Origin of the sequence: Marivirga atlantica, from assembly GCF_016734805.1 — a bacterium.
Classification (GTDB): Bacteria; Bacteroidota; Bacteroidia; order Cytophagales; family Cyclobacteriaceae; genus Marivirga; species Marivirga atlantica.
The window spans coordinates 432,507-449,632 of record NZ_JAERQG010000002.1; the positions used below are offsets into that span (position 1 = coordinate 432,507).

Genomic DNA, 17,126 nt, shown 5'->3' on the forward strand with positions numbered 1-17,126 from the left:
GTTTGACTAAAAAGGCGCTTTAAAGCTTCATAAATATCTAATCTGCTGCTTTTAGCAGATTTAAGGTAAAGATACATTTAAGTTTTAAAGCATAAAAAGAAGGACTAAGCTTTTATAGATATGGCTGAACATAGGTTCTCCAGCTTTGTTCTGATGTAAGTTGATTATTATTTATGAGGAAAATTCTACTATTCAGTATATCAATCTTATTCTCACTTCAGGTTTTCGCACAGTCAGATGACTATGTACCACATACAGTTATAATAAAGTTGGATGAATCCACAACTGCTAAAGGTGCCAACGAAAAGCTGTTAAGCGGTGCTGATCTAGCCTCATTAACATCAGTCAGAAAAATAGAGAACATTGCACAGTATAAAACACAGCAGGAGCGAGGGGTTAATACAAAAAGCGTTTTGGATGGCATCTATAAAATCAGGCTTAATACTGAAGTTGATGAACTAACATTCATAAATAATCTAAGTAGCTTTTCAAATGTCATTTATGCTGAAAGATATCCTAATGTAAAGCCTTTTTTGGTACCTAACGATCCACAGGCAAGGAGAAATGGACCGCAGTATCATTTAGATCAGGTGGGGGCTTATGATGCCTGGAATATTACACAAGGCGATGAAGATTTGGTAATTGCCATCGTGGATACGGGTGTTGACCTGGATCATGAGGATCTGCAAGGCAATTTGTACATAAACGCTGATGAAATACCTGATGATGGAATTGATAATGATGGAGACGGATTTATTGATAACTATAGGGGTTGGGATTTTGCAGACAATGATAACGCTCCTGAAGCCGATGGCGACCAGCACGGCACATTGGTAACAGGAGTTGCAGCGGCAGCGACTAACAATGCCCTTGGTATAGCTGGTATGGGGTACAGATGTAAATTCTTACCTATAAAAATATTTCAGACGGAAAATAATTTCTCTAGCAACAGTTATGAAGGAGTGATTTATGCAGCCAATCAAGGAGCTGATGTGATCAATTTATCATGGGGAGGTGTGTCAGGTTTTTCTCAATATGCACAAGATGTGATCAATTATGCAGTTTTAGAGAAAGATGCTGCGGTGGTTGCTGCAGCCGGTAATACAAATGCTAATTTGGATTTCTATCCTGCTTCATACGATAATGTGCTATCGGTAGGTTTTGTAAATAATGCTGATCAGCGCGATCCTAATTCAACTTACAGTAACTTTATTGACCTAGTTGCTCCTGGTGTTAATATTTATACCACTTTTAATAATGACAGCTATGGTACTGAAGGCGGGTCTTCATTAGCAGCACCAATTGTTGCAGGAGCGGCTGCTTTACTGCGGGAGCGATACCCTGATTATTCAGCAGTTGAAATTATGGAGCAGCTAAGGGTAAATGCTGATGATATATATGATATTTCCTCTAATACGCAATTCGAATATTTATTTGGAAAAGGAAGACTAAATATTTCAAGAGCTGTAAGTAACGATGAAAATCCTTCTGTAAGAATGCAGTCTTTTGAATATTCCAATGGCTTTGAAGAAGCGGCTTATTATGGAGATACACTTACAATATACGCTGAATTTCAAACTTACTTGAATGATGTAGAAGATTTATCAATTACATTGAGTTCTGACAATCCATATGTGACATTGGTCGACAATGTATTGCAAATAGGGTCTGTTGCAAGAAATAACACTTTTGATAATAATTCAGTCCCTTTTAGAGTAATTCTTTCCGACAATTTACCAGAAAATGAGAAACTATATTTTAGGTTGAATTATGAAGGAGCTTTTTATGAGGACTACCAAAATTTTGTCATTTTCTCCAGTCCCAGAACGGAGATATTCAGTTTTGCAAATTGGAGGTTCGGCTTAAACTCTACCGGAGTTTTGGGCCGTAATAAGCAATATCCCTTCAGCACTTTCTCGACAAATTACAACGGCTCAACTCTGGTAGGACATTCAGGAATCATTCTGGCTGCTTCTGCAGATAGTATCAGTAAAAACACCTTAATAAACCCACTTGAGTTTGCTTTTGAGGAGGATTTTGAAAGCATGCAAAAACTAAAGCGCTTCGATGACATAACTGCAGATTTCGATGTAAGAAGTACTTTTAAGGAACAAGCTACTTTGGATACCACTTTAGGTTTAGAAATAAGACAAAGGATTTTAGGCTGGGAGGCTTCTGGTGAGAATGAATTTATTTTGTTTGAATACGAGCTTGAAAATAGGGGAGATGTAAATTATGACAGTCTTTTCTTTGAGCTTTTTACAGAGTGGGCAGTAATTGATGACGATGCCAATACACTTAAATACGATTCTGTAAATGAAATGGTGTATGCATATGACAATAATCAAAGCTTATATGGAGGCCTAGCCCTTATTGCGGATCAGGATTCTGTATTTTATCCTTTTGACCTGGATAATCTCAATGGCAATACTTCAGATTTAGCAAATGATACCTTAACCAATTCATTGATTTGGGAGTCTAGTATTAATGCATTTTCTGAAAAAGAGGCTGGTATTAATAATGAAGGAAACAGTGTAGGTTCTTTACTTGGTGTATTGTTGAAAGATTTCCAACCTGGACAAAGCCAAATGATAAACTTTGCACTTTTAGCTGCCAATGATTTAAGCCAATTGCAAAATGTGTTAAACACAGCTAAAGAAAAGTTGACCACAACTAAGCAAAACAGACCTTTTGGGGCTCAATTGTTTATATGCGAAAATGAAACACCATCATTTCAGACAGCAAGTACAGATTCGCTTCATATTTATTTGACGCCAACAGCTGATTCCGTTGCCTATAAAGGAAGAACTTTTGATGTTAGCCCTTTACAATCTGATTCCGTTTTCTATTATGAAGTAATTGATGGCCAGGGTTTTGCCTCAATAAGAAAGAGGTTAATTGTATCGGTTGTTAAACCTACTGCAAATTTTGAGGTAACATCAACTCCTTATTTAATCACACCAAATAGCAATACCCTAATCTCCTTTAATGACTCAAGTAAAGAAGCTGTTGAATGGAATTGGACTTTTAGCAACGGTTATCAATCCACTCAACAAAATCCGAGAATCCCCTTTAGTCAGGAGGGAACAATTGATATACAATTGGTTGCTACCAATGCCATTGGTTGTACTGATACCATTATGAAGGGCATTGAAATTGCGTTTAGAGGAATTACACCTGATTTAGCAACCAATCAGCTGGTTTGTAGTGGCAGTGATGTGGTTATTACTGATCCGGCTATCAGTGAAATCTCTGTCTATGAAGATGCCGAGGCTACTTCTTTAATCTACAGAGGAGCTACTTTTACCATAGAGAATATTCAAACTGACAGCACTTTTTACGTGCGAAATGAGCAGCAAACCTATCCTTCAGAGATGGTAAAGGTGGAATTAACTATAGCAGAAATAAAAGCAGACTTTCAAGTATATGATGATTTATCAACGACTAATGCTGAAATGCGTGCTTTGGCAGTTAATAATAGCATAGCAACAGACATCACCTGGCTCGTACGTGGCGAAAATGTTGGTACTAGTGATTCTCTTTATTTCAACTTACAGGGTTTTACTTCAGGTGATTTGCAATTGGTGGCTGTAAACGATTTTGGCTGTACCGATACTTTAACTTTTAATCAGACCCAAAGTGAGAGCCCTGTTTTTGATGATTATTTTCTCTGCCAGGGGCAATCTGTTACTTTTAAAGCTTCTAATACAAGTGCTTTGTACTTTTTTGCTGATGAGGCACTCAGTCAATTTTTAGGAAAGGGTAGTCAATTATTTATGACTGAAGTGGAAGCTTCTACCGAAATTTGGGCGGTTAATGTAGCCAACATAGTTCCTTCACAGGCAGTAAAAATACCTTTGCAAATATCTCACGTAGTGGCAAATTTTGAACTGCCATCGGATACTTTAAACCTTGCTTATGATGAAGCAATCAGTGTGACAGCGGATTCTTCTTCTGCCATTTCATGGAAATGGGATTTGGGTAATGGAGTGGAGAAAACGGGTAGAATAATTACTTTAGACTATCAGGAAGCAGGAATCTATTACCTGGTTTTAAGTGTGGAAGATTCACTAAAGTGTGTAGAAAGTATGGAGCGCAGAATCGTTGTTTATGATGACCCTGTTTTGGGTAACAGAGAGCAACTAAGGGAATATTTCACTTTATTTCCTAACCCTGCCAATCAGTTTATCCACTTAGAAGCTATCGATAATTTTAATTATGATAGTTATACCATTCTCAACATAGATGGCAAAGAAGTACTAAAAAAGGTAAATGATAAACCAAAGCAGCGTGCTGAAGTTATTTCGGTAAGTTCATTGCCGGAAGGAGTCTATTACTTGGTGATACATAAGAAAAAGCACAAGGCATCTTTCCTTTTCTTAATCAGAAGATAAACATGAAGAATATATTTGCTGAACTTATTTCCATAGGGGATGAGATTTTGTACGGTCAAACTTTAGATACTAATTCACATTGGATAAGTGCTGAATTAGATAAAATAGGAGTAAAAGTAAAACGCAAAGTAACCATAGCCGACACAGAAGAGGCTATTCTGGAAGCTTTTGAGGAGGCAGAGAAAAATGCTGATATTATTCTTATAACAGGCGGTCTGGGCCCTACCAAGGATGATCTGACTAAACCCTGTTTGGCAAAATATTTCGATTCAGAAATGTACCTGAATGAGGAAATCCTTCAAACACTGAAAGAACGATTTGCCAAGCGTGGAAGAACGCTTAACAAACTCAATAAGGGGCAGGCTGAGTTGCCTAAAAAATGTGAGGTTGTTTTTAATCAATATGGAACAGCCCCGGGTATGTGGTTCAATAAAGGCAGAAAAGTATTTGTTTCCATGCCTGGTGTTCCGAAGGAGATGAAATATATGATGCAGGATACTGTACTTCCTAAATTGAAGGAGCAGTTCCAGATGCCTGTTATCATCCACCAAATGGTGAAAACCAGTGGAGTTCCAGAAAGTGAATTAGCGGAAAAGCTTGAAGACTGGGAGAATAACCTTCCCAAAGAAATTAAACTGGCTTATCTGCCTGGGCTTAAGCAAGTAAAACTGAGACTGACAGCTATCGGTGCTGATGAAAATCGTTTAAAGAAACTGATCTCTGCAGAAGTTGAAAAGCTGGACGAGCTGATAGGTAAATATGTTTTCGCGACTGAGGATATCAATCACGCAGAAGCTGTTGGTGAACTGCTTAAATCTAAAGGATTAACAATAGCATGTGCTGAAAGTTGTACAGGAGGATATTTGTCAAAATTGATTACTGAAAATGCTGGTAGCTCAGCTTATTATCAGGGTACGGTTATTCCATATCATAACGAGTTAAAAATAAAAGTGCTTGGTGTGCAGCAAGAAACCATCGAAAAGTTTGGTGCTGTTAGCGAACAAACTGTTATTGAAATGGCAGAAAATGTACGCCAATTGATGCATGCTGATATTGGAGTGGCTACAAGTGGTATAGCAGGACCTTCAGGTGGTACAGAAGAGAAGCCGGTAGGTACAGTTTGGGTAGCTTTGGCAGATGGTGAAAATACCCAAACTAAATTGTTCAATTTCCCTTTTGATAGAGAGGGTAATATTGATATTACAGCTAATTCAGTATTAAATTTGGTTCGACAAACTTTAAGTGCAAAATAATTGAGAAAAAGGCGATAAATCGTAATTTTGTACAAATAATATTCGCATTTACCATAGAAATATCTGTTGGTGAATGAGTAAAATTCAAGAGTGGAAAGCGCTACTTGTATCAATCTTATTTAAAAGCATATAAATTAAAAATACATGGCAACTGTAGAAATGGTTATGCCCAAAATGGGCGAAAGTATAATGGAGGCAACGGTACTGACCTGGCTCAAAAAAGAAGGCGATACCATAGAACAAGATGAATCTGTTTTAGAAGTAGCAACTGATAAAGTAGATACAGAAGTTCCTGCATTAGAAGGCGGTGTATTAAAACAAATATTAGCACAAGAGGGTGATATTGTAGCGGTTGGTAAGCCGATAGCCATCATCGAAACGGAAGGCGAAGCTTCTGGTGATAGCGCACCTAGTAATGATGCTCCTAAAGCTGAAGCTCAAAAGGAAGCTGCTCCTGCAGCAACGCAAAGCAGTAATGGTCAATCTACAAACGGTCATGAAATTCCTGCCCGATCTGATTCAGGTAGATTTTATTCTCCGCTAGTGAGAAATATCGCTAAAGAAGAGAATGTAAGCATGGACCAGCTTGAAAGCATTGATGGAAGCGGTAAAGATGGTAGAGTAACTAAAAAAGACATCTTAGCTTTTGTTGAAAATAAAGATAGTCAACCGGCTCAAACTACTCAGCAAACTTCTGCTGCTCCTGCCAGCACTCCTGCACCTGCGGCATCTCCTGCTCCTCAGGGTGTACCTGTTAGCATCAGCGCTGAAGATGAGATCATCGAGATGGACAGAATGCGTAAGATGATTGCCGGAAGAATGGTTGATTCTAAACGTATTTCTCCACATGTAACTTCTTTTGTGGAAGCTGATTTAACCAGTGTTGTGCAATGGAGAAACAAGCATAAAAATGCTTTTAAAGAGAAAGAAGGTGGTAACCTGACTTTCACTCCAATCTTTATAGAAGCTGTTGTAAAAGCCATCAAAGATTACCCAATGATCAACGTTCAGGTAGATGGTGATAGAATTATCAAGAAGAAGCGTATCAATATTGGTATGGCAGTAGCTTTACCATCAGGTAATTTGATTGTTCCTGTTATTAAAGATGCGGATCAACTAAATATCACAGGATTGGCTAACAAAGTAAACGACTTAGCAAAAAGAGCCCGTGATAATAAATTAAAAGCAGAAGAGCTAGAAGGTGGAACATTCACTATCTCAAATGTTGGTTCTTTCGGTAATGTGATGGGTACACCAATCATTATGCAGCCGCAAGTAGGTATCCTTGCTTTAGGCGCTATAGTGAAAAAGCCTGCAGTTTTAGAAACACCACAAGGTGATGTAATTGCTATTAGACACAAAATGTTCCTATCTCATTCTTATGATCACAGAGTGGTTGACGGCTCATTAGGAGGTATGGTGGTTCGCAGAGTGGCCGATTACCTTGAAAAATGGGATCCTAAAAGAGATTTATAATTTTATATAGTTTACGGTTTTAAGAAGCGAGTCGAAAGACTCGCTTTTTTTATATCTTCAGGTTTTTGTTGGTGATAACACCAACGAAAGGGAGAAAACATGTGAGCTTATGTACGGTGTAATAATATTTATTTTTATCCTCTTGTTTAATATTTGTTCAATTATTGGATTATTTCGCTATTGGGGTGGATTTAGATATTCGAGTGAAACAGAACAGGAATATCATGAATTTCTAAACGAATCTAAATCAAGAAAAATCCGAGTAAGACTAATTTTTGTTCTTATTTTTGGTATTTACTTCCTATTTAAAGCTAGTGAAATTTCCTTCTTTAATTAGTAATAACCCTCCCGCTGGCGCGAGCTTGTAGCTCGTGACATTTTAAACTTACAATAGTTAACATTGAAAGCATTTGTTTTTAACGAGTCCTTTTTTGTTTTGGGCTAATGGAGCTAAAGGGCTAGATGCTTCCAGCATGACTGTGCCAACCCAGTGTGTTAGTTCAGTCATTCCGTAGGAATCTTTGTACATATCTCAGCGATTATGTTACATCCAAATAGATGCTTCCAGCATGACTATACCAACCAATAGTGTGGGTGTGGGTTCTGTCATCCCGGAGAGATCTATCAACATACTTCTGAAATTATAATTCAAAAGAAGTTTCTTAAATACCTCACATTACAAGATCATTTACAAAACCGTATTTCCTATGCTACTGTATGGCAATTCTAGTATTAAATATGGCTCTACAGTATTTTTTGCTAACAACTGTAAGCTATCCATTGCCAAAAAGGAATAAACTAATATCTTTACAGCCTTTTAAATTTTAAGTTAGATATGGCATCAAGAGGAGGATTCTCTAGTAAAATCGGTTTTATTTTAGCTGCAGCAGGTTCCGCTGTGGGTTTAGGAAATATATGGAAATTCCCATTTGAAGTGGGTGAAGGTGGTGGTGCTGCCTTTGTGTTCGTTTACCTTATATTTTGTTTTATCCTGTGCTTTCCCGTAATGATTACGGAAATTGCGATGGGTAGAAAAACCTCAAAAAATCCGGTGGGAGCCTTCAACTCTTTAGGTTATAAAAAGTGGAATTTCATTGGTAAAATAGGCATTATTAGTGGTTTCCTCATATTATCTTTTTACAATGTAGTAGCTGGTTGGGCCTTTGGATATTTTCTTGAAATGCTTAGCGGTAATTTTGATATTGGTAATCAGTTTGGTGATTACATCAAAGATGTTTACAAAGTAGGAGGGTACGCCATAGTATTTATGCTAACTACAGCCTTTATCGTATCAAAAGGTGTTTCTGGAGGTATAGAAAAAGCTTCGAAAATATTGATGCCTACACTTTTAATCATGATTATAGGCTTGGTGATTTATTCATTAACGCTTCCTCATGCATTGGAAGGTTTATCGTTTTATCTGGTTCCTGATTTCTCAAAGCTTACTACTAAGGTGATTGGTAGCGCAATGGGGCAGGCATTTTTCTCTTTGTCATTAGGAATGGGCGCTCTAATTACCTATGGATCATATGTGGGTAAAAAGGATAATATCGTTTCTTCAGCGGCTTTTATCACTCTTACTGATGTCGGTATCGCAGTTATTGCAGGTATGATGATGTTCCCTCTAGTAGCTTACCTAACAGATGGTACTATGGAAGGAGCAGGACAAGGAGCAGGTTTAATATTCGCAGTATTACCGGGAGCATTTGAAACATTAGGCCCAGTACTTGGCGTAGTGATAGGGTCAGCTTTCTTCTTATTATTATCTTTTGCAGCCTTAACTTCTACAGTTTCTTTATTGGAAGTTCCGGTGGCTTATACGGTAGATGAATTGAACATGAAAAGAGGAAAGGCTGTATGGTTAGTAGCTGGAGTTATTTTCCTCATTGGTTTACCATCATTAGTAGGTAATGGCTACTCAGAATTCTTCTCTAATTTCATTACTTATTTTGGTGCTGAAAATCCTACTGATTTCATGACGTTCATTGGCCATGTAGCAAATGATACCTTCCTGCCTTTAGGAGGATGTTTAATAGTAATATTTGCTGCTTATGTATGGAAAAAGGAGAATCTTAGTGATGAAATTAGCAATGGATTTGATGGCTACAAAGGTTCATTTCTTGAGAAATACATCAATTTTGCTATTACCGTATTTTGTCCTATAGTTTTAGGAATCATGTTTATTACTACTGTACTGTCTAAGTTTTTTAACATTAATTTAGGTGAGTTGCTGTTTTAAGTAAGTCACGCATAGACATAAAAAAAGGAACTGATTTTTCAGTTCCTTTTTTGTTTGGTATAAACTTGCCTGATAGAACTATTTCTGCTCTCTCATCTCTCTTTCCACATGAGCAACCAGCTTATCACATAGGTCATTCATTTCCTGAGACATAAACTCATCTCCTGTAGCGTTAAGTACACTCTGAGCCATACCGCCTAAGCAATCTATATAAAAACGCTTCATTTCGTCAACAGGCATGTCTTTAGTCCAAAGATCTATGCGCATTGAATTCTTCTCTATATGATCCCATAAAGAGATGCTTATACTTTTAGTTTCTTTTAATTCTTCGCTTGCATCAGTAGCGTTCCACTCAATTTTTTCAGGTACGCTATCCTTATCTAATTCAATCTCAAAATTGATTTTTGATTTCTTCATTCTCTCTTCTATCTATTCAATTATTGTGGTAACATGTTTTTAAAATCCTCATAAGTAGTAGGATTTAAAGGTGTGGTAGAACAGCCAATTTCGTCTGCTTTTTTATTGATATCTTCTACACGGTTATCAGGACTAGGGTGGGTGCTTAAAAACTCTGGAGTTCCCCCAGCCTGTCCTTGATCAACAAGTTTCTGAAAGAAACCTGCAGTTCCATTACAGGCGTATCTGGTTTCAGCTAGATATTCAACCGATCTGTCATCAGCTTCTGACTCAAACTCTCTTGAGAATGCAAGGCCAGAGGCTGTTCCAGCTATCTGTGCAGCAATAGTTTCTAGCTGTGAGGGATTTTCTCCAACTAGTAGAGACAGTAGAATTTGTAAACCATAAATCCTTTGAAGGTTTCTACTGGTATGTCTAAGATCTGCATGAGCAATTTCGTGACCAAGTACACCCATCAAGTCATCTTCCTGATCAAGGTATTTAATGAGTCCTGTGTATACATAGATATAACCACCAGGAGTAGCGAAAGCATTTAGAACAGAATCATCGGCAATTATTTTAAACTCCCATGCAAACTCATCTCTGTATTCAACTTCACCTGACTCTAGAATGGCATCAACTAAATTACCAAAATAAGCATAGGCATCAGCATATTCCGAATCATCTAAGATAGGGTAGGTCGCAGGGTCACTTTCTATTTCATTTGATACTTGTTGCCCCAGTTCTAAATCTTGTTCTAATGAAAACGCAACAAAATTATCGTTCTTATCTCTACAAGACGAGATGGCTATTGTTAAAAATAGGCCTAGTATGTAGATACTAAATTTTCTCATAATCAATTAATTTTCATTTCAGGAACGTCACCATTCACAATAAGCTTGCCAGCAGTAGCTTCTTTAATTTCATCAACCGTAACGCCTGGAGCTCTTTCTAATAATAAAAAACCTCCTTCTTCCTGAACTTCCAGAACTGCCAAATTAGTAACAATCTTTCTTACACAGTTTATACCTGTAATAGGTAGCGAACACTCTTTCAGCAACTTAGAATCACCACTTCTACTGGTATGTTGCATGGCTACAATGATGTTTTTTGCTGATGCAACTAAATCCATAGCACCGCCCATACCTTTTACCATTTTGCCCGGTATCTTCCAATTGGCAATATCACCATTTTCTGAAACCTCCATGGCACCTAAAATGGTTAAATCCACATGACCACCTCTGATCATTCCGAAGCTCTCTGAGGAGTCAAACAGCACCGAGCCATCGCGCATAGTGATAGTTTGCTTACCTGCGTTGATAAGATCTGCATCTACTTCTTCTTCAGTAGGGAAACGGCCAATACCTAACAAACCATTCTCTGACTGCAATACTACATTTAGCTCTTCAGGAATATAGTTGGCAACCAGTGTGGGGATACCTATTCCTAAATTAATGTACATTCCATCTTGCACTTCCTGCGCTATTCTCTTAGCAATTCCAATTTTGTCTAAAGCCATAATTATGAAGTTACAGTTCTTTGCTCAATTCTTTTCTCGTAATCAACTCCTTTGAATATTCTTTGTACATAAATACCCGGAGTATGTATTTCATTTGGGTCTAACTCACCAGCAGGTACCAATTCTTCTACCTCTGCAATCGTGATTTTCCCCGCTGCGGCCATCATTGGATTGAAATTACGCGCTGTACCTTTAAAAATAAGATTACCAGCAGTATCTCCTTTCCAGGCTTTCACCAGTGAAAAGTCAGCACGAAGCCAACTTTCTAACAAATACATTTTGCCATCAAATTCTCTGGTTTCTTTACCTTCGGCAACCTCAGTACCGTAACCAGCAGGTGTGTAAAAGGCAGGAATACCTGCACCACCGGCTCTTACTCTCTCAGCAAGTGTACCTTGAGGGATAAGATCTACTTCAAGTTCTCCTGATAATAATTGTCTTTCAAACTCGGCATTTTCACCCACATAGGAAGAGATCATTTTTTTCACCTGATGTGTTTTTAACATCAAACCAATACCAAAGTCGTCTACCCCGGCATTATTTGAAATACAGGTGAGGTTTTTTACTCCGGTTTTTAGCAAAGCTGAAATGGAATTTTCCGGAATTCCACATAAGCCAAATCCTCCTAGCATAAGCACAGCGCCACTAGGAATGTCTTTTACAGCTTCATCCGCATTTTTTACAACTTTATTAATCATTTTTATTGACTTAATTAGTGTTTAATATCTTTTGGGCCTGTTGCTTATCTCTAGCTAATTGATCGGCAAGTGCCTCTTTTGAATCAAATTTTTGTTCCGCTCTAAGTCTTTCTACAAACTGAATTTGCAATCTCTCATGGTAAATATCTTTGTTGAAATTGAAAATATTTACCTCCATTCGTTTCTCTTTACCATTAACTGTCGGCCGGCTACCGATGTTTAGCATACCTTGATACTGCGTGTCATGTAAATTCACTTGTACCGCATAAGTGCCGTCAGCAGGTATGAGCTTATAATTAGCATCAATAGCTATATTGGCGGTAGGATAACCTATTGTTCTACCAATTTTGTCTCCCTCTTGCACAACACCACTTAGTCTGTAATTTCGACCTAGAAAGGTGGCTGCTTCTTTTACGTCTCCTGATAAAAGTGCATTTCTTATTTTGGTAGAGCTTATACCTACATCATCAACATCTTGTCTTGAAATTTCTTCTACAGTAAAGCCATAGCGTGAAGCGTTCTTTTGTAGATATTCAAAACCACCTTCTCTATTTTTACCAAAGTGGTGATCATAGCCTATCACTAATTTCTGAGTACCCAAAGCCTTGATTAGTACCTCTTGAACAAATTTTTCAGAGCTCCAGGTGGAAAACTCCTTAGTAAATTCAATCTTTAAAAGATGGTCAAGGCCTATTTGCCTTAAGGTCTCTGCCTTTTCTTCGAAAGTAGAAAGTAACTTAAGCTTATCATCATCTGGCTTCAATACAAATCTTGGGTGTGGCCAAAATGTTACCAGGCAGGTCTCCCCATTATTCTTTCTTGATAATTCAATAATTCTCTTCAGAATTTCTTGATGACCTAAATGCACACCATCGAAGGTACCAATTGTTACCACGGCATTTTTGATGGGTTCTATAGAGGCGGTACCATTATGTATGATCATGTGCGTTCTACTTTATTAGCTTCTACAAATTGGGCTAAGTCAGATGCATCATTCACATCGAAATCTCCAATTTTAGTTCTTCTCAGGCTCGATAGATAGCCACCAACCTGCAATTTTTCACCAAAATCATTGGCTATACTTCTAATATAAGTACCTTTTGAGCATGAGATTCTGAAGTCTACTTCAGGAAGCTCAAAGCGCGTAATGTCAAAGGCTAATATTTCAATTTCTTTCGATTTAAGCTTGACCTCTTTTCCAGCTCTGGCTAATTCGTACGCTCTTTTTCCTTCTTTTTTAACGGCAGAAAAGATCGGTGGTGTTTGCTGAATTACTCCTAAAAATGATTTTGCTACTTCTTCGCACGCTTCTTCATTGATATGATCATAATCTTTAAAATCTTCTGGATCTGTTTCTAAATCGTATGATGGCGTGGTGGCTCCTAAAGTTATGGTGCCGGTATATTCTTTTAGCTGGGCTTGATAGCTTTCAATAGACTTAGTCTTTTTGCCGGTGCAAAGAATTAATAAGCCAGTAGCTAATGGATCTAAAGTGCCGGCATGACCAATCTTTTTTGCCTTTAAGGTATATTTCAATTTTTTAACCACATCAAAAGAAGTCCAATTCAGAGGTTTATCTATAAGGATAACCTGACCTTCCTGAACTGTATTTTCCGAGTTGATGATCATATAAGCTGACTAATTATCGCTATTAACCCAACTATGCCACAATACATGGCAAAATAGATGAGCTTACCTTTTTTTACCAGGCTAATCATGAGTCTACATGCAACTAAGCCTGCAACAAACGCCATGAGAAAACCTACAATAAGAACGCTTCCGCTAACAGCTTGTTCAGCAACAGGTGCATCAAGGTAATCCAGAAGCTTAAGAAAAGAAGCACCTAGGATTGGGACCAATACCATTAAAAATGAGAATCTGGCCGCTTTTTCTTTTTCAACGCCTAACAGTAGGGCAGTGGCAATAGTTGAACCTGATCTGGAAATACCAGGTAGTATGGCTATGGATTGAGCTATACCGATTATCAGAGCTTGAAGGTAGCCAACTTTTCCACCTTCTTTATTTCTTACTAAATAGGTAAAGGCCAGCAGTACAGCTGTTACTAAAAGCATGCTGCCTACCAATAACAGATTACCTGTAAAAAATTGTTCTATCTGCTTTTCGAATAACATCCCAATTACAAAAATAGGAATCATGGAGATGATAATCTTCAAGACAAACTCCACTGATTCATTCCATTGAAATTTGAAAAGGTCTGTTATAATTGCCCAGATATCTTTCCTGAAAATTATAATTGTTGATAAAGCAGTAGCTGCGTGTACTACTACTGAAAACAATAAGTTGTTGCTTGCCTGAACATTGAGCAGTACATTACCAATTTCAAGATGACCACTACTACTTACAGGCAGAAACTCCGTTAAACCTTGAATAATCCCAAGGATTATAGCTTCAAGTAGACCCATTTATTTTTTTGGTTTAACCAGAATAGCGAATATTTCAACAATAAAACCAAGAACCACGATAATAGGACCAAGTGTAAGTCCTAAAAATCCGAAACCGTATTGTTCTTTATCAAGGGTCATAATAATAAAGCCAATTGCAAGAGTAATCATTCCTGCAATCATCAATCTATAGTTGTTTTTACCGAATGCTAGTTTGTTGTCTGACATATTTAATAGAGTTCTTCTAATGACATGGCTAAGTACTTTTGTATAGCCCTAAATGTTCCAAAAATTGCAATAGTAATTCCTACAATTACTAATGCCCCAAAGATAATATATAAGATATTGTCCTGCTCCAGCTGAGCTATTCCATCTATTTCTTGTGAAGCATAAAAGTATAATCCATAAAGACCACCAGATGCAATTAGACCTGCAATAATACCGTGAGCCGCTGATCTATAAAGAAATGGACTTCTGATAAAGCTATTTGTTGCGCCCACCAATTGCATGCTTCTGATTAAAAACCTTTGAGAGAATAAAGCGAGTTTGATGGTATTATTGATAAGTATTATGATAACTATTAAAAGTATTGCTGCTACTGCCAACAATACAAGACTTATTTTAGTGATATTTTCGTTTATACTCTGGATCATATTTTCCACATAAACTACTTCAAAAATCCCTCCCGTTTTCTCTAAATTATTCTTAATGGCGAGCATTTGCTCATTTGAATGATACTCCGGAGCTATTTTAATAGTGAAGGCATCCTTTAAAGGATTTTCACCCAAAAACTGCATAAAATCCTCACCTGTTTTGTCAATGAATTCTTTAGCGGCTTCCTCCTTTGGTATAAAGACCACGCTGGTATTATTTTCTGTTCTTAATGTGAATTCTTTTTCAGCCAATGATTTATTTAATCTGGCAATTTCTGTATCAGATAGATTACCATTTAGGTAAACCTGCATTTCTACATTATTTCGAATAATACCGGTGAGTGAATTAGTAGCAGATAGGAGCAAGGCAAATAAGCCTAACACGAAGAGCGCCAGCGACATACTAAAAATGACACTAACGAATGGATAACTTCCAAGCTTCTTTTTCTTCCTATATTTCTTCTCTTTGCTCATGCTGAGCTCAAAAATAGTAATTTAAATCACTGAAAAAAACTATGATTCCATGCTAACGACTCAATAATTAATTATTGCCAATTGCTTAAAAACAAAAAAGGCTCACTTTTATGAAAGTGAGCCTTTTTTAAATGACAGAGATTTACTCATTAATTATAAGCATAAGCTCTTTAGTAAGCATTTTATCATTAAGCTTTTTAAGTTGAGCCGTTTCAGTAACATTTTGTTCAATTACATAAGTGTTGTTCTTGTAACTCAAGAAAAGTTGTCTGTCCCCCTTATTGTTTAATTCAACAATTTCATAAGGCTCTTGATCAAAATTGCCGTATAAGTAAAGTTTGTTGTTGAAATATCTGTAATGATATTTTTCTTCTATTACAGGTGCGAAAATTTCTATTTCGGTATCTGTTGTTGTTTCTTTTAAAATAGCAAGAGTATTAAGCCTTTCAATTCCTTCAGATTGTTGTTGCTGGAACAAAGCATCATCTTCAAAAGATAGTAAAGATTGAGGCTTTACCTTGGCACTTTCTTTAGCATCTACTGCTTTAATTTCAGCATTTTCAACCACTACCGTTAAATCAGCATCTGATTTCTTTCGTTCAAGTGGAGCAGGTTGCTCTTTACTAATTTGAGTCTCAATTGATTTGGCTTCTGAAATGTCCAGATTATCAATGGTCTTCCAGGTGACAGCATCTTGATATTTAAGATCAAGAGGTATGATTGAACTATAATGGTTAATATTCCAGTAAAGGAGACCTCCGATAAGTGACACGGCTATTAAAGAACCAGTAATCCATTTTACTGCTGCGGTGGAAGCTATACCTACCGGTGCGCTCACATCTATTGCAGAAAGCCTTTGTTTTAATTCTGCTTTTCTGGCGTCACCTAAGCCATTTACTATATTTTGTTGTAGATCGAATTCAGCCTTTAATAGAGGGTCTGTTTGAATTTTATTTTCAAGCATAACTCTCTCAGAAGGCCTTATAGTCCCATCAAAATACGCATCAATTAAGCGAAAGAAATTTATTTCACTCATAATATTCTAGTCTAAAAAATCACTGGCAGTATATCTTGATCTAATCAAGCTGTCCAACTTTTTTTTACATTTGTATCTTTTTGTTTTAGCAGTATCGCTATTGGCAAGACCCATTTTTTCAGCAATTTTATCCATCGACAATCCATCGAAATAATAGAGTGTTAACACCTCTTTACATGAATCACCTAAAAGGTCAATACAATCATGTACTATCTGGATCATCTCTTGTTGCTCAAGATTATTCTCTTCGCTATCCTCATGGTCACTTTCTTCAAATTTTTTCTTACGTTCTAATTCCTTTCTCCACAGGTTTTGACAAACGCTGTATAGATAAGTACTAATTTTAGAAGTAAGCTCAAAATCCGGAGAAACAGCTTTCTGCCAGAAAACAATCAAAGCATCCTGAAAAATATCACGAGCCTCTTGCTCAGTGCCATTGTTTCGCAATACCAAACCAATCATAGCCCTGTAATTCTTTTTATACAGGTAATCCAAAGCAGATTCATCACCGCTTTGTATCCTATTAAGAATTGATTGGTCGCTAACTTTCATTTATTAATACGAGTTACATCAAAATAGTAACCCA

Annotated in this window: 15 protein-coding genes; 4 read left to right on the forward strand and 11 right to left on the reverse strand. The window is 37.1% G+C overall.

From position 1 onward, the window contains the following. Positions 1–173: 173 nt before the first annotated feature. From JKP34_RS09315 to JKP34_RS09330, 4 genes are all read left to right on the forward strand, one after another. On the forward strand, positions 174–4,394 hold the full coding sequence (locus JKP34_RS09315) for a S8 family serine peptidase (RefSeq protein WP_201920093.1): 4,221 nt from the start codon (positions 174–176) through the stop codon (positions 4,392–4,394). A gap of 2 nt (positions 4,395–4,396) precedes the next feature. Continuing rightward, on the forward strand, positions 4,397–5,647 hold the full coding sequence (locus JKP34_RS09320) for a competence/damage-inducible protein A (protein ID WP_201920096.1): 1,251 nt from the start codon (positions 4,397–4,399) through the stop codon (positions 5,645–5,647). 144 nt (positions 5,648–5,791) lie between these two features. Continuing rightward, positions 5,792–7,123: a dihydrolipoamide acetyltransferase family protein gene (locus JKP34_RS09325; RefSeq protein WP_201920099.1), complete on the forward strand. Its 1,332-nt coding sequence runs from the start codon at positions 5,792–5,794 to the stop codon at positions 7,121–7,123. 835 nt (positions 7,124–7,958) lie between these two features. Further along, complete coding sequence (locus tag JKP34_RS09330; RefSeq protein ID WP_201920102.1) at positions 7,959–9,362, forward strand: sodium-dependent transporter; 1,404 nt, start codon at positions 7,959–7,961, stop codon at positions 9,360–9,362. 78 nt (positions 9,363–9,440) lie between these two features. Here the strand turns inward: JKP34_RS09330 and gldC are convergent, their stop codons facing one another. The 11 genes from gldC to JKP34_RS09385 form a co-directional block, all read right to left on the reverse strand. Then, complete coding sequence (gldC, locus tag JKP34_RS09335; RefSeq protein WP_201920104.1) at positions 9,441–9,779, reverse strand: gliding motility protein GldC; 339 nt, start codon at positions 9,777–9,779, stop codon at positions 9,441–9,443. A 20-nt stretch (positions 9,780–9,799) separates the two neighbouring features. Next, a complete protein-coding gene (locus JKP34_RS09340; protein WP_201920107.1) occupies positions 9,800–10,612 on the reverse strand; it encodes a M48 family metalloprotease in 813 nt (270 codons plus the stop codon). 2 nt (positions 10,613–10,614) lie between these two features. Further along, positions 10,615–11,277, reverse strand: a complete 663-nt coding sequence (locus JKP34_RS09345; protein WP_201920110.1) for a 3-oxoacid CoA-transferase subunit B — start codon at positions 11,275–11,277, stop codon at positions 10,615–10,617. Between the two features lie 2 nt (positions 11,278–11,279). Continuing rightward, positions 11,280–11,975: a CoA transferase subunit A gene (locus tag JKP34_RS09350; RefSeq protein WP_201920113.1), complete on the reverse strand. Its 696-nt coding sequence runs from the start codon at positions 11,973–11,975 to the stop codon at positions 11,280–11,282. A 10-nt stretch (positions 11,976–11,985) separates the two neighbouring features. Further along, positions 11,986–12,918 carry a bifunctional riboflavin kinase/FAD synthetase gene (locus tag JKP34_RS09355; RefSeq protein WP_201920116.1) on the reverse strand — a complete coding sequence of 311 codons (933 nt, stop codon included), beginning with the start codon at positions 12,916–12,918 and terminating at the stop codon, positions 11,986–11,988. Beyond that, a complete protein-coding gene (truB, locus tag JKP34_RS09360) occupies positions 12,915–13,604 on the reverse strand; it encodes a tRNA pseudouridine(55) synthase TruB (RefSeq protein ID WP_201920119.1) in 690 nt (229 codons plus the stop codon). The genes JKP34_RS09355 and truB overlap by 4 nt, the downstream gene beginning before the upstream one ends. Then, positions 13,601–14,398 carry an undecaprenyl-diphosphate phosphatase gene (locus tag JKP34_RS09365; RefSeq protein ID WP_201920122.1) on the reverse strand — a complete coding sequence of 266 codons (798 nt, stop codon included), beginning with the start codon at positions 14,396–14,398 and terminating at the stop codon, positions 13,601–13,603. The genes truB and JKP34_RS09365 overlap by 4 nt, the downstream gene beginning before the upstream one ends. Further along, complete coding sequence (locus JKP34_RS09370) at positions 14,399–14,605, reverse strand: DUF3098 domain-containing protein (RefSeq protein WP_201920125.1); 207 nt, start codon at positions 14,603–14,605, stop codon at positions 14,399–14,401. Positions 14,606–14,607: 2 nt separating this feature from the next. After that, positions 14,608–15,504 (reverse strand): cell division protein FtsX, encoded by an 897-nt coding sequence (locus JKP34_RS09375; RefSeq protein ID WP_201920128.1) that lies wholly within the window; start codon positions 15,502–15,504, stop codon positions 14,608–14,610. A 142-nt stretch (positions 15,505–15,646) separates the two neighbouring features. Next, a complete protein-coding gene (locus tag JKP34_RS09380; RefSeq protein ID WP_201920131.1) occupies positions 15,647–16,540 on the reverse strand; it encodes an anti-sigma factor in 894 nt (297 codons plus the stop codon). 6 nt (positions 16,541–16,546) lie between these two features. Then, complete coding sequence (locus tag JKP34_RS09385) at positions 16,547–17,092, reverse strand: RNA polymerase sigma factor (RefSeq protein WP_201920134.1); 546 nt, start codon at positions 17,090–17,092, stop codon at positions 16,547–16,549. Positions 17,093–17,126 lie beyond the last annotated feature (34 nt).

Excerpts from the sequence above, each read along its gene's own strand:
- truB (WP_201920119.1), bottom strand. The coding sequence starts at position 13,604 with ATGATCATCAACTCGGAAAATACAGTTCAGGAAGGTCAGGTTATCCTT.
- JKP34_RS09320 (WP_201920096.1), top strand. The coding sequence starts at position 4,397 with ATGAAGAATATATTTGCTGAACTTATTTCCATAGGGGATGAGATTTTG.
- JKP34_RS09385 (WP_201920134.1), bottom strand. The coding sequence starts at position 17,092 with ATGAAAGTTAGCGACCAATCAATTCTTAATAGGATACAAAGCGGTGAT.
- JKP34_RS09365 (WP_201920122.1), bottom strand. The coding sequence starts at position 14,398 with ATGGGTCTACTTGAAGCTATAATCCTTGGGATTATTCAAGGTTTAACG.
- JKP34_RS09340 (WP_201920107.1), bottom strand. The coding sequence starts at position 10,612 with ATGAGAAAATTTAGTATCTACATACTAGGCCTATTTTTAACAATAGCC.
- JKP34_RS09380 (WP_201920131.1), bottom strand. The coding sequence starts at position 16,540 with ATGAGTGAAATAAATTTCTTTCGCTTAATTGATGCGTATTTTGATGGG.
- JKP34_RS09325 (WP_201920099.1), top strand. The coding sequence starts at position 5,792 with ATGGCAACTGTAGAAATGGTTATGCCCAAAATGGGCGAAAGTATAATG.
- JKP34_RS09350 (WP_201920113.1), bottom strand. The coding sequence starts at position 11,975 with ATGATTAATAAAGTTGTAAAAAATGCGGATGAAGCTGTAAAAGACATT.
- JKP34_RS09375 (WP_201920128.1), bottom strand. The coding sequence starts at position 15,504 with ATGAGCAAAGAGAAGAAATATAGGAAGAAAAAGAAGCTTGGAAGTTAT.
- JKP34_RS09330 (WP_201920102.1), top strand. The coding sequence starts at position 7,959 with ATGGCATCAAGAGGAGGATTCTCTAGTAAAATCGGTTTTATTTTAGCT.
- JKP34_RS09370 (WP_201920125.1), bottom strand. The coding sequence starts at position 14,605 with ATGTCAGACAACAAACTAGCATTCGGTAAAAACAACTATAGATTGATG.
- JKP34_RS09355 (WP_201920116.1), bottom strand. The coding sequence starts at position 12,918 with ATGATCATACATAATGGTACCGCCTCTATAGAACCCATCAAAAATGCC.
- gldC (WP_201920104.1), bottom strand. The coding sequence starts at position 9,779 with ATGAAGAAATCAAAAATCAATTTTGAGATTGAATTAGATAAGGATAGC.
- JKP34_RS09315 (WP_201920093.1), top strand. The coding sequence starts at position 174 with ATGAGGAAAATTCTACTATTCAGTATATCAATCTTATTCTCACTTCAG.
- JKP34_RS09345 (WP_201920110.1), bottom strand. The coding sequence starts at position 11,277 with ATGGCTTTAGACAAAATTGGAATTGCTAAGAGAATAGCGCAGGAAGTG.